This window comes from Xanthomonas sp. WHRI 1810A (assembly GCF_040202885.1).
GTDB lineage: Bacteria > Pseudomonadota > Gammaproteobacteria > Pseudomonadales > Pseudomonadaceae > Aquipseudomonas.
The window spans coordinates 55,081-67,737 of record NZ_JBEGED010000002.1 but is presented as its reverse complement, the minus strand read 5'-3'; the positions used below and the strand labels follow the sequence as shown (position 1 = coordinate 67,737).

The 12,657-nt window shown below is 61.7% G+C and carries 10 protein-coding genes; 3 read left to right on the top strand and 7 right to left on the bottom strand.

Translation table 11 applies throughout. The features are described 5' to 3' along the window. Positions 1-280 precede the first annotated feature (280 nt). Entirely contained in the window at positions 281-544 is a 264-nt protein-coding gene (locus tag ABQX22_RS03585; protein WP_349796555.1) for a DUF1652 domain-containing protein, read from the top strand. 81 nt (positions 545-625) lie between these two features. On the opposite strand, the gene ABQX22_RS03580 is transcribed toward ABQX22_RS03585, so the two are convergent. Further along, on the bottom strand, positions 626-3,118 hold the full coding sequence (locus ABQX22_RS03580) for a UvrD-helicase domain-containing protein (protein WP_349796553.1): 2,493 nt from the start codon (positions 3,116-3,118) through the stop codon (positions 626-628). Positions 3,119-3,494: 376 nt separating this feature from the next. Between ABQX22_RS03580 and ABQX22_RS03575 the strand changes: the two genes are divergently transcribed. Next, the gene (locus ABQX22_RS03575) at positions 3,495-4,190 is read left to right on the top strand and encodes a pirin family protein (protein ID WP_349796551.1); all 696 of its coding nucleotides are present in this window, start codon (positions 3,495-3,497) and stop codon (positions 4,188-4,190) included. A 200-nt stretch (positions 4,191-4,390) separates the two neighbouring features. Here the strand turns inward: ABQX22_RS03575 and pgm are convergent, their stop codons facing one another. From pgm to ABQX22_RS03550, 5 genes are all read right to left on the bottom strand, one after another. After that, complete coding sequence (gene pgm / locus ABQX22_RS03570) at positions 4,391-6,037, bottom strand: phosphoglucomutase (alpha-D-glucose-1,6-bisphosphate-dependent) (protein ID WP_349796549.1); 1,647 nt, start codon at positions 6,035-6,037, stop codon at positions 4,391-4,393. Between the two features lie 172 nt (positions 6,038-6,209). Beyond that, positions 6,210-8,453, bottom strand: coding sequence for an ATP-dependent DNA helicase (locus tag ABQX22_RS03565; RefSeq protein WP_349796547.1), 2,244 nt, complete (start codon positions 8,451-8,453; stop codon positions 6,210-6,212). Between the two features lie 180 nt (positions 8,454-8,633). Next, entirely contained in the window at positions 8,634-8,879 is a 246-nt protein-coding gene (locus tag ABQX22_RS03560; protein WP_349796545.1) for a hypothetical protein, read from the bottom strand. A 52-nt stretch (positions 8,880-8,931) separates the two neighbouring features. Then, complete coding sequence (umuC, locus tag ABQX22_RS03555; RefSeq protein ID WP_349796543.1) at positions 8,932-10,212, bottom strand: translesion error-prone DNA polymerase V subunit UmuC; 1,281 nt, start codon at positions 10,210-10,212, stop codon at positions 8,932-8,934. Beyond that, positions 10,199-10,627 (bottom strand): LexA family protein, encoded by a 429-nt coding sequence (locus ABQX22_RS03550; protein ID WP_349796541.1) that lies wholly within the window; start codon positions 10,625-10,627, stop codon positions 10,199-10,201. The genes umuC and ABQX22_RS03550 overlap by 14 nt, the downstream gene beginning before the upstream one ends. Before the next feature lie 243 nt (positions 10,628-10,870). On the opposite strand from ABQX22_RS03550, the gene ABQX22_RS03545 reads away from it, so the two are divergent. Then, the gene (locus tag ABQX22_RS03545; RefSeq protein ID WP_349796539.1) at positions 10,871-11,152 is read left to right on the top strand and encodes a hypothetical protein; all 282 of its coding nucleotides are present in this window, start codon (positions 10,871-10,873) and stop codon (positions 11,150-11,152) included. A 73-nt stretch (positions 11,153-11,225) separates the two neighbouring features. Here the strand turns inward: ABQX22_RS03545 and ABQX22_RS03540 are convergent, their stop codons facing one another. Then, positions 11,226-12,623, bottom strand: a complete 1,398-nt coding sequence (locus ABQX22_RS03540) for a GntR family transcriptional regulator (protein ID WP_349796537.1) — start codon at positions 12,621-12,623, stop codon at positions 11,226-11,228. Positions 12,624-12,657 lie beyond the last annotated feature (34 nt).

The following is a 12,657-nucleotide window of genomic DNA, read 5'->3' as shown; positions in this document are numbered from 1 at the left end:
GAAACGATTCACCCGATTTAAAACATGACGCGTATCAAGGGATTAAAAAAAACCGCGCTTATGTAGGAAATTTTTCTCCAAACTGTCAGAAGTCGGTGCTACTTTTACTGTCTGACAGGACTGTCTACCCGCACGTCGATGAACGCAGCGCATTTTACGCGTCGCCATGGTCTGGCAAAGGCGTTGCAGGCCTGATTCTGCTGTGTGCGATCAGGGGTGACGGGACTGGTTTCCTGCCCAGCGGAGCGTTGGCATTGCTCGATTGAACGAGGTAGGCCCCATGAATAAAGTCACCTTCCCCAATGCCTGCCAACTGATGCGCTGGCATTTCCATCCGGTTGGATTTGAAGCCAACATGGATGCACCCAGTAGCATGGTTGCGCGCCTGTTCGATCGTGCCAGTGGCGAAACGGTCATCGCCATCGCCGGCATTCCCTGCGCCACGGTAATGAACGCCCTGGACGTGGAACGCATCATCGAGGCCATCGAGCTTGAACTCGAAAGCTTCGTCCCGCCGCAGACGGTGTATCTGAATCAGGCGTGAGCCTGTCGGCACATGACACGCTTTTGATTCTGCCCGGAGGGCAGAAGTCAATAGGGTATTCCCGGAAGGATCACTCCCGAGCTACTCCTGCACCACCGCCCCGCGCTGATCCTCGAAAAACGCTTTGTCCCCGGCAATCCGCGCCGAGGCCCTGGGCAGGTGGGCGTCGTCCTTGCCATTGGCGTCGATGTACCAGTAACAGTGCCGCACCGCACGGGTGATCGCCACATAGGCCAGGCGCAACACCTCATCCTTCTGCGCGTTGTCGAACGCTTCCAGATCACCCTCCTTGCCCAACCCGGCCAGCAGGTACACCTGATTCTTGTACGGCGAGTGCGTCAGGTGCTGGCAATCGCCCAGCAGGAACACGGCATCGGCCTGCAGACCCTTTGAGCTGTGGTAGGTCAGTTGCTTGAAGCGTCGGTCGGCCGCCGGCAGCGCGTAATCGGCATCGGCCAGCGACTGCACGGCCTCGGGCAACCTGGCTTTGTCGCTGCCCTTGCGGTAGAGCAACAGCACCGAGTCGCCCGCGTTGTAGTGTTCGATCAGCCGGGTCGTCAGTTGATCGTCGTCGCGGTCCAGCACGGTCACCGGCAGCAGCGTCTGTTCGGCCCCGCTGGCCCGGGCTTTCTTGCCGGGGATCGCAGGCGCTGCACGGACAATGTGCTCGGCGGCGTCGATGATGTGCTGATGGCTGCGAAAGTTCTCGCTGAGCATCACTTTGGTGGTGGCCGGCGACGAAAACTCCCTGGCGAATTCCATGAAGTATTTCGGCGAACTGCCGCGCCAGCCATAGATCGACTGCCAGTCATCGCCCACGCACAGCAATGAAGACCGCTGTGCGCCACGCCCGGTGTGCAGGGCCGGTCCACGGCGGCGGATCTCCCGCAGGCTGGCGCGAATCCACGAGACGATCTGCGGCGAGACGTCCTGAAACTCATCGATCATCAGGTGCGCGAGGGGACGCAAGCCCTCATCGCTGACCAGCCTAAGGTTTTCCGGGGACTGCTCGCCGAACAGCGAAAACATCCGGTTGTAGGTCATGACCGGCGGCGACTGATCCAGCAAGTGATCTTCGAAGGCTTTCCAGAACAGGCTCAGGGCTTCGAAGAAAAAGCGGTCCGGGTCGTCTTCGGGAAAGCTCATCTGCGACACCGCCAGCGGGACGTCCAGCCCCAGGTTCTCGATGAAGCTGGCGGCCGCCACGAAACAGTCCAGCAGCGGCGCCGCGCTCAGTTCGCCATTGACCTTGTAGTCAAACCCCGGCCCGGCCACGGCTGCACCCGACAACGACTGCAAAAAGTCCTTGGACGACTGGTAGTTTTCGATCCAGATCAATGGTTTGCGGCAGAAAGCTTGAAACAGGGTGCGCTTGATCACCCATTCGGCCCAGACCGGCAGCTTGGCATCCGGGCGGCGCAGGTGCTGGTCTTCGCTGGGGTCGAAGCCGAGGACAATCCAGGCGTCCAGCGCCGGAGAATAGCCATGAACATGGAACGACAACCCGCTGATTTCAATAACATTACGCATAGGTTCGATGCCCTGGATAGGCCAGGCGCCCGCGCGGATCCACAAGTCCTCAATCACGTCGCACAGTTCTTCATCCCGTTTCGAGGACAAACCCATGACGGTGATGCGTTTCTGCACGTCGGGGTGGTCGCGGTCCAGTTCCTTGAGTTGCAGCGCGTGGCGATACAGCGGCGCAATGACCTCCCGAAAGCGCTCGTTGCTGGCGTACAGGTCCCGATAGCACAAATTCATCTGCTGGCGCTGGGCGTCATTGATCCGCAGATCAAACGGGTTGCTGTCGGCGCCCCCATCGAACAGGTTGCCGGACTGGCTGCTGAGGTTTTCGAACGCCTGCAATTGCTCGAACCCCGGCAGGCTGCGCACCAGCGGCAGGATGCGCGAATGAAAGGTTCGCACCACCTCGCGGGCGTCTCGCAGGCTGAGGCTGCGCCCCCACAACGCCATGACCTCGATGAGCTTGTTGATGAAGTCCTTGCGCGACTCACGGGTGAAGGTCACCACGGTCATCGAATCCAGCTCGAAGCCCAGGTAGTGATGCAGCAGCAGTACCCGCAGCACCAGCGAGGTGGATTTGCCCGCCCCGGCGCCAGCGATGACATAGGTTGACGGCGTGTCGCTGAAGATCATCTTCCACTGCGCGGCGGTGGGCTGCGCATGGGCCGGCAGGTGCTGGGCCACGTCGGCCTTGATGCGTTTTTTGAGTTCAGTGGTGAGCGGCAGGCGCCAGTCATCAAACAGGTGGTTGTCGGTCTGCGGCCCGCGGTGGTCCTGCGGGCGTGTGTCGCGGATCACCAGCACCTGACGGCCCTCCTCGATCCCGTCCAGATGCCCTTCGGCATAGCCTTCGTTCATGCCTTCCATGTGGCCGTTGAGGTAGCCGTCGGCGTGGCCCTGATGCCAGGACGGCACGTGCTGCGCCTGCAACCGCGACAGGCTGCGGCCCATCAGTCCGGCCAGCAGGCGTTTGAAGAACGGCAGGCGCTCAGGGGTGGACAATTCGGGGGGCATTTCGTGGATGGGCTCGGCAGAAGGATCGTGCGGCACGCGGGCTCCAGATATCAGCGGGTGAACGTGAGAGCCGGCTATGGTCCCCTCATTCGCCGCCAAGCTCCAGCGAAATGCTTGTTGCTCATGGGTTTAGCCGATCAAGTGCACGTAGTCTCGCAGCTTCAGCACCTGTCGGAGCGAGGCTTGTCCGCGAAACCAGCAACGCAAGCGATCAGGCAAACCGGGCCATGGCCTTCGCGGGCAAGCCTCGCTCCAGCGAATATTGCATCTATAAAACCGATTGATTTAACACAAAACTTACGCTTTTTATCGATACGAATCTGATCAATCATTAACCCATCGACAATGCGTCATCATTCAGCGGCGCGGGTAGCTCCCTGTAGCCACCCGGCCCCGCTCTGGAGGAAATATCATGCTGCAACTGAGACCCTTCAACACCCTGGGCGGCGCCAACCACGGCTGGTTGAACGCGCATCACCACTTTTCCTTCGCCGAGTACTACGACCCCAAACGCATGAACTGGGGCAACCTGCGCGTCTGGAACGACGACGTGATCCAGGCCGGCACCGGTTTCCCGCGCCACCCGCACCGGGACATGGAAATCATCACTTATGTGCGTGAAGGCGCGATCACCCACGAAGACAGCCTGGGCAACCGTGGCCGTACCGAAAAAGGTGACGTGCAGGTGATGAGTGCGGGCACCGGCGTGGCCCACAGCGAGTACAACCTTGAGTCCGAGGAAACCCGCATCTTTCAGATCTGGGTCATCCCGGACGAAATGGGCGCACCGCCGTCCTGGGGCGCCAAGCCGTTTCCGAAAGGCGACCGCGAAGGCTTTGTGACCCTGGCCAGCGGCCGGGCCGACGACGACATCGAACTGCGCATCCGGGTCAATGCCCGCCTGGTGGCGGCCAACCTGAAAGCCGGTGAAACCGCCGAGTACGTGCTGGATGCGGGACGCCGGGCGTACCTGGTGCCCGCCACCGGGGTCATCGACGTGAACGGTCTGCGCGCCGAAGCCCGCGACGGTATTGCAGTTGAAGCTGAGCGTACGCTGCGGGTAACGGCCATCGAAGACAGCGAAATCGTCTTGATGGATGTGGTGTGACCTGACACCGGGCAGTCAACAAAAAACCCCACCTGTGTGAGCAGGCGGGGTTTTTTATTGAGCGTGTGGGGAGCCCGATTTGTGGGAGGGAGCTTGCTCGCGATGGGCCGTGCATTCGATACATCTCTATCGTCTTTACGGTCGTTATCGCGAGCAAGCTCCCTCCCACAATGCACCCCCCACCCTCATGCGGGATGGTATCAGCGTGGCGCGATGGCGTTATCCACCAACACCTGCGCTTCTTCCACCAGGCGCTTGAGGTGATCCTCGCCCACGAAGCTTTCGGCGTAGATCTTGTAGATGTCCTCGGTGCCTGACGGACGTGCCGCGAACCAACCGTTCTCGGTGGAGACCTTCAACCCGCCAATCGCCTGATCATTGCCCGGCGCCTTGCTGAGGATGTTCTGGATCGCTTCACCCGCCAGCTCGGTGGATGTCACCTGCTCCGGCGACAGCTTGCTCAACAGTGCTTTCTGCTCCGGATTGGCCTTGGCCTCGACGCGTGTGGAATACGGCTTGCCCAGTTCTTCGGTCAGTGCTTCGTAGATTTCACTGGGGTCGCGGCCTTTCCGCGCGCGGATTTCCGCGGCCAGCAGCGCCGGGATCAGGCCATCCTTGTCGGTGGTCCAGACCGTGCCGTCGCGACGCAGGAACGATGCGCCCGCGCTTTCTTCGCCGCCGAAGCCCAAGGTGCCCTCGTACAGGCCCTGGGCAAAATACTTGAAGCCCACCGGCACTTCATACAGCTTGCGGCCCAGACGCCGGGTCACCCGGTCGATCATGCCGCTGCTGACCACGGTCTTGCCCACGGCCGCATCGGCGCGCCAGTCCGGACGGTTCTGGAACAGGTAATCGATGGACACCGCCAGGTAGTTGTTCGGCGCCAGCAGGCCACCGGTCGGGGTCACGATGCCGTGGCGGTCGTGGTCCGGGTCGCAGGCGAAGGCGACCTGGTAACGGTCCTTGAGGCCGATCAGCCCCTGCATGGCAAAGTTGGACGACGGGTCCATGCGGATCTTGCCGTCCCAGTCGACGCTCATGAAGCGGAACGTCGGGTCCACGTGCTTGTTCACCACGTCCAGGTTCAGGCCGTAGTGCTCGCCAATCGCGGACCAGTAACGCACACCGGCGCCGCCCAGCGGGTCGACGCCCAGGCGCAGATTCGCGCCACGGATGGCATCCATGTCGATCACGTTTTTCAGGTCAGCGACGTAGGTGTTGACGTAGTCATGGCGGTGGGTGGTGTCGGCGCGCAGGGCTTTTTCGTAGCTCATGCGGGTCACGCCCAGCACTTTTTCGGCCAGCAATTCGTTGGCCTTGGATTCGATCCACTTGGTGACATCGGAATCGGCCGGGCCGCCATTGGGCGGGTTGTACTTGAAGCCGCCACTCTCGGGCGGGTTGTGCGACGGCGTGATGACGATACCGTCGGCCAGGCCCGACGTGCGGCCCCGGTTGTAGCAAATGATCGCGTGGGACACCGCAGGGGTCGGGGTGAATTCGTCGTCCTGGGAAATCATCACTTGCACGCCGTTGGCGGCCAGGACTTCCAGCGCCGTGACGCTGGCCGGGGTCGACAGCGCGTGGGTGTCGGCACCGAGAAACAGCGGGCCGTCGATGCCCTTGGCCTGGCGGTACAGGCAGATCGCCTGGCTGATGGCCAACACGTGCCACTCGTTGAAGCTCAGTTCGAACGAGCTGCCCCGGTGGCCGGACGTACCGAACGCCACGCGCTGGGTGGCCACTGAGGCGTCGGGCTGACCGGTGTAGTACGCGGTCACCAGACGGGGAATATCGACCAGCAATTCTGCAGGCGCCAGTTTGCCCGCGAATGGACTGATACTCATGCGAAACCTCCATGGAGGAAAAGGGAATTAGGCTTGGCGCTAAGAGAAAGCACCTACAGCGTATTTGGGAAATTGCCTACATAGCGGCAGTTTACTGGCAGTTTGACCACCCCGCTCGCCTAACGATCCGTAAACGCTTGAGCGGTCTGCAAACAGACCTGACGACGCCGTGTCAGAGCGCCCACCAGGTCGGCAGCAACTGCTGCACCTTGCGCTCGGCAAAGCGGTCGTCGATCAGCATCACCACCCCCTGATCGTCCAGCCCGCGAATGACCCTGCCCGCCGCCTGCACCACTTTCTGCAAACCGGGGTACAAGTAGGTGTAGTCGTAACCGTCGCCGAACAACAGGTTCATGCGCTGTTTGAGTTGCTCGTTGATCGGGTTGATCTGCGCCAGCCCCAACGTGGCGATGAATGCGCCGATCAAGCGTGCCCCCGGCAGATCGATCCCCTCACCGAATGCGCCGCCCAGCACCGCAAAGCCGATCCCGCGGCTGCTGTGAGTGAAGCGGTCGAGAAAGCCCTGGCGGTCGGCTTCGATCATGCCCCGGGATTGCTGCCAGATCGGCAGTTCCGGGTGATTGCGCTGCATCAGCTCAGCCACCTGTTGCAGGTAATCGAAGCTGCTGAAGAACGCCAGGTAATTGCCCGGCCGCGCGGCAAATTGCTCGGCCATCAGCTCGACGATGGGCGCCAGCGAGGCCTGGCGATGGACGAAACGCGTGGAAATCCGGCTGACGATGTGCACGTCCAGTTGCGCCCGGGTGAACGGCGACTCGACGTCGACCCAGGCGGTGTTGTCCGGCAGCCCCAGCAGATCGGCGTAGTAGCGGCGCGGGTTGAGGGTGGCGGAAAACAGCACGGTGCTGCGTGCGGCGGTCAGGCGCGGGCGCACGAACCCGGCCGGCACCACATTGCGCAGGCACAACCTGGACAACGCCGGCTTGTTGCCGAACTCGCGCTTGCTGATGTCGAAAATGAAGTGCTCGTCGAACACCTCGGCGATCTTGCCGAACTGGATGGCTTCGAAATAAAACGCCTGCAGTTCACCGTTGGCGGCCTGGGGCTGCTCGTTGAAGTAATCGCCGAACAGCGTGATGCACTGGCTCAGCAAGAGCAGGAACCTGGCCGGCAGACCGGGATAAGCCTGATACGGCGCGATCTGCTCCTTGTGCAGCGCGTTCCATTCGCGGTGCAGCCGTTGCAAAGGTTTCTTCAGCGGCTCGGGGGCATGCTGGCGCACGGTGTTCAGGCTGTGCTGGTCCAGCGTGGCGCTGTACATCGAGCGCGTGCGTTCGACCATGTTGTGCGCTTCGTCCACCAGCACCGCGACCCGCCACTGATTGAACTGGCTCAGGCCGAACAGCAAGGCGCTCAGGTCGAAATAGTAGTTGTAGTCGCCGATGACCACGTCCACCCAGCGCGCCAGCTCCTGGCTCAGGTAGTACGGGCACACCTGATGGCGCAACGCGACCTCCCGCAAACCGGCCTGATTCAGCCACGGTTTGATCAAGGCCTCGCTACGGGCGGCGGGTAGTCGGTCGTAAAAACCCTTGGCCAACGGACAGGAATCGCCGTTGCAGGCTTTGTCCAGGTGTTCGCACGCCTTGTCCCGGGCCACCAGTTCCAGCACGCGCAGGGTCAACTCCGGTGCGCTTTTGCCGATCACGCTCAGGGCGTCCAGCGCCAGCTTGCGGCCGGGTGTCTTGGCGGTCAGAAAGAATATTTTGTCCAGCTTCTGGATCGGCGCCGCCTTGAGCATCGGGAACACCGTGCCGATGGTCTTGCCGATCCCCGTGGGCGCCTGGGCCATCAGGCAACGGCCGGTGCTGACCGCCTTGTACACCGTTTCCGCCAGCACCCGCTGCCCGGTGCGAAAGCCCGCATGGGGAAATTTAAGACTGGCGAGCACCTCATCGCGCTCCTTGCGGTGGGCCATTTCCTGCTGTGCCCAGGTGAGGAAGACCGCGCACTGCTGCTCGAAAAACGCCTGCAGCTCCGCCGCACTGAAGCGCTCGCGGATCAGGGTTTCCTGTTCATTGATGATGTTGAAATACACCAGCGCCACGTGCACGTCGGCCAGGTTCAGTTGCTGGCAGAGCAGCCAGCCGTAAATCTTGGCCTGGGCCCAATGCAACTGGCGATGGTTGGCGGGCATGGCGGTCAGGTCGCCGCGATAGGTTTTCACTTCTTCGAGCTGATTGAGCCCAGGGTCGTAACCGTCCGCCCTGCCCCGCACGGTCAACGCGTGGTAATGCCCGGACAGCGGGACTTCGGTGCGGTAGTCCGGGCCCCGCCGGGCGGCGACGGTGCGATGCCCGGCGATGCCTTCCTGGGCGGTGGGCGACGGGGTAAAGCGCAGATCCAGATCGCCGACCTTGGCCGTGAACTCGCACAGCGCTCGCACGGCGACCACGTAGCCCGCCTCGGTCACAAGGGCGGGCGTCTCAGTTTCAGGGAGGCGCGCAGGCACCGCGTCGGGCACGTCGGAGGGAACAGGAATAATGGGAATCACAAAACGAATGGGCCGCAAGCTGTAGGTACTGGACGGACGTACAGATAACAGTTGCGGGCCCCTTCCCGCAACCGAAAGCGATCAGCGGGCCTGATCGGCTTCTGGCCTGAACACGGCGTCGCTGATCTGGCTGGCGATCATGTTCAGGCGCTTTTCCCCCTGCTGAAAAATCTGGATCATCCGCAGCACCGCTTGCGCGTCGGGTGAATTCCCTGCGGCTTCAAGGCGATCAGCAATTCGCGCGAGCTCAACGGCTGACCATTTCAGGTCGGAACTGATGCCCTGCAAATCGCGCCGCGTCTGCGCACTGGTGTTTGTTGCTGTCATATTTCCTACCTCCGTCACAGAATCATCACTCGCGTCCTGCCGAATGATTTCTCTATTTGCAGTACACCGTCCACAGCTCATCCATGCGCGTCGTAAAACTGGGGCTTTTCATCTCTCGCCGCATGCCCCACTCAGGGTTGATGCGCACGCTGGCGACTCTCAGCGTTCCCCTGCCCCATCGCGCGTTGATTTCGTCCAGCACGCCCATGACCTTCTCGGTCGCTTCGGGTTGCGAAACCGTAAAAAGATCCTCCGTATACTCCGTGCGCTGACAGAGATTGAGCAGCAGGACTTCCGCCTTGCTGTACTTGAAGCCGGGCCGAAACACTCGGTCTACTGCCTCCACAGCCGCTTTGGTCATCAACCGTACGTCGTCGGTGGGGTAAGGCAGCTCCACCAGGACGCCGTTCGCATATTTGGCTTCTTCCGGGTTGAACATCCCCGTCCTGACACTCACCCGAATCTTCTTGCACAGCGACTGCTGCGCACGCAGCTTCTGCGTCGCTCGCTGCATGTAGGTCGCCACCGCCTCTTTGATGGGTGCGATCTCGGTCAGGCGCACGCCGAACATGCGGCTGCAGCAGATTTCCTGCTTGGGCGGGTCGGGCTCGTCCAGTTCCAGGCAGGGCGTGCCTGCCAGCTCGCGGGCGGTCTTTTCAATGACGATGCTGAACTTGTTGCGCAGCATCACAGGATCAGCCCTCGACAGATCCCAGGCGGTCTTGATGCCAAGGCCTTCCAGGTGAATCGTCATCTTTCGCCCAATGCCCCAGACGTCGCTCGCCTGACACTTTTTGAGCACCCAGTCGCGTTTGGTTTTGTCACGCAGGTCGACGACACCGCCGCTCTGGGCCTGCCACTTTTTTGCCGCATGATTGGCGAGCTTGCTGAGGGTTTTGGTCCCCGCGATACCGACGCCAACGGGTATTCCGGTGCTGCGGTAGACCTGGGTACGAATTCGGCGGCCGAGTGTCTCCAGGTCGCAGGTCATCCCGGTGAAATCGGCGAAGGCTTCGTCGATGCTGTACACCTCGACCGCCGGCACCAGCGACTCGATCACGCTCATCACCCGCTGGCTCATGTCGCCGTAGAGGGCATAGTTGCTGCTGAAGGCGACAATGCCGTGCTGCTTGAGCTTGTGCTTGATCTGGAAGTACGGCTCGCCCATTTTGATGTGCTGCTTGCTGTCAGCCGAGCGTGCGATCACGCAGCCATCGTTGTTGCTCAACACGACAATCGGCGTGTGGCGAAGGTCGGGCCGGAAGACTCTCTCGCAGCTGGCATAGAAGCTGTTGCAGTCAATCAGCGCGAAGGCGGGCTCAAGCCTTTTCATGACTGCGCACGCTGAATGTCACGACGCCCCAGATTTGCAGCTCTTCGCCTTCCATAAGGTACCTGGACGGGTAACGGGGGTTCTCGGATTTCAGAATGACCTGGCCGCATTCTTTGCCCAGCCGTTTGCACACTGGCTCAGAATCCACGGCGGCAATGACGATGTGGCCGGGCTCCGCCTCCAGCGAGCGATCCACGATGGCGAGGTCGCCAGGGAAAATACCCACCCCCGTCATGCTGTCGCCTTCGATCCGGACGAGGTAGATATGCGGGGCCCTCATGCCGAGCAGCTCATCCAGTGAAATCTTTTGCTCAAGATGATCAGCGGCAGGATTGGGAAACCCGGCAGGCACGCGGTAGGAATAAAGCGGTAGCTCGAAGTCGCTGCTGGCAAGCGGGCCAAGGAACGTGATCATGAGGATAATGCCGGATACTGTATATGCGTACAGTTAACCGGCAAATGGTGTGTCGGTCAATCTCCGGCTGGCGTAGAGTCGACGGGGGGTATCTGGCCGAAGTGGGCAAACGGGCGCCGGTTGGGCAGGATGCCGGCCAGCCCGGTCTCGACGAGCACACAGTGACCCACACACCTGACCCCGGAATGGTCGGCCACTGGCCGAATCCGCCGCGCAACATTTAGGGGCATCCCAGGAGGCCTGATGAGTCTGGACACACACCTGAAAGATGAAACGGGGTCGCCGCCCCAGGAAGGCTGGTTTTCGGCTGAGCATCGCGCTCGCCTGGAGACGCTCATCGCCAAGCTTAAAACGAGCGATACCCGAGAAGGTGTCTCGCGGTACCACGCGATGGCCGAAGGCTATTTGCTTGGGCTTCTCGACTGTTACCACGTGAATGAGGCCCATCACGATGCGGTCAGGCAATACCTTCACACCCTGGTCGTTGCGCGCTTGAAGACCGTAAAACCAAGCGCCCGCAGATAGCCCGGAACGCCACGACACTGTGGGAGGGAGCTTGCTCGCGAAGCATTCCCGCCAGCGAAAACGCTCGGCATGCTCAGGGCAATCGCTCCTGAAGCAACGCGTTCTTGATGATCACCAGCATCGATTCGATGTCCTGGGTCCAGTCGGCCGTGCCGCTGATGCGCAGGTGTTGTTGGTGCAGGCCGCGCACGCTGAACAGTTCACCGGGCGCCACCACGATGCGCCGTTCCAGCAGGCGCTCGAAGACCCGCGCCATGTCCACCCGGTGCATGCTGTGCAGCCAGATCGTGGCGCCGCCCTGCGGTTTATCGAAGCTCACCTCCTCGCCCAGAAAGTGCTCGACCATCGCCCCGAGGTTTTCCATTCGCAGCGCCAGGGCCCGGCGCAACAGCTGCAAATGGCTGTCCAGTTGCCCGCCGCTGCACAGGCGCGCGATAGCCTTCTGACGGATGAAGGGCAGACGGAAGGAGCGCAACAGAAACTGCTGATGCCACATGTCCCGGGAGTGACGGCTGAGCAGGTAACCGAACGGCGCTTCCAGGCCGATCAACCGGTCGAAGGTGCCGATGATCAACAGCCGCTCGGGGTCGATCAGGTCACGCAAACGGCCGTGCGTGGGTTCAAAACACAGCTCACTGTGGCTGTCGTTTTCCAGCACCCACAGCCGGTGGCTGTTGAGCAGGCCTGCGAGGGTCTGGCGATGCCCGTCGGCCTGAATCTGGCCGCGCACCGGGTCCAGCTGCGAGGACAGGATCGCCAGCTTGATGTCTTCGGTCAGCAGCACGTCCTGCAACCGGTCCAGGTCCATGTGGCCGTCGGCCCCAGCGGCGATTTCGACCACGCGGATGTTGAACGCCTGCAAGGTGCGCAAGATGCTCCAGCCACAGGGCGACTCCACCAGCACTGCGCTGCCTGCCAGTTGCAGCGCTTCGAGCACGGTTTTCAGGATGCCGGTCTTGTCCGGGCCGAGGAAGACGTTGTCCGGGTGCCAGCAATGCTGCGTGGAACAGGTGTAGCGCGCCGCCAGTGCGGTGCGCAGTTCGATGTCGCCAAACGGCTGGAAGCGCGGGTCCGGCTGGCACGGGTATTGGCGCATCAGCTCGCGTTCCAGATTCAGCAACGGGCCATCCAGCGACTGCAACAACGTTGGCTCATCGGCGCCGAACACAAACATGTCGGGGCGCCGGGCGCTGGCGTGGTAGCGGCCGAGCAGATCGTCACCTTCGCAGGCCACGTCATGACACGGGCTGGGCAAGGCGTAATAGCCGGACTTGGGCACCGAACAGATCCGGCCCTCTTTTTCGAGTAATGAATAGGCGCTCTGCACCGTCGAGATCGACACCCGCAGCCGTCGCGCCAGCAGCCGCAGGGACGGCAGGCGCACGGCCGGGCCGGTGTGGTGTTCATTGATCAGGCGCAGCAGGTAGCGGTACACCAACTGGTAGGCGAAATCGGTCTTGTTATGGTTCATGCAGGTCACCCGTTCATGCGCCAGGCGCAAGGTC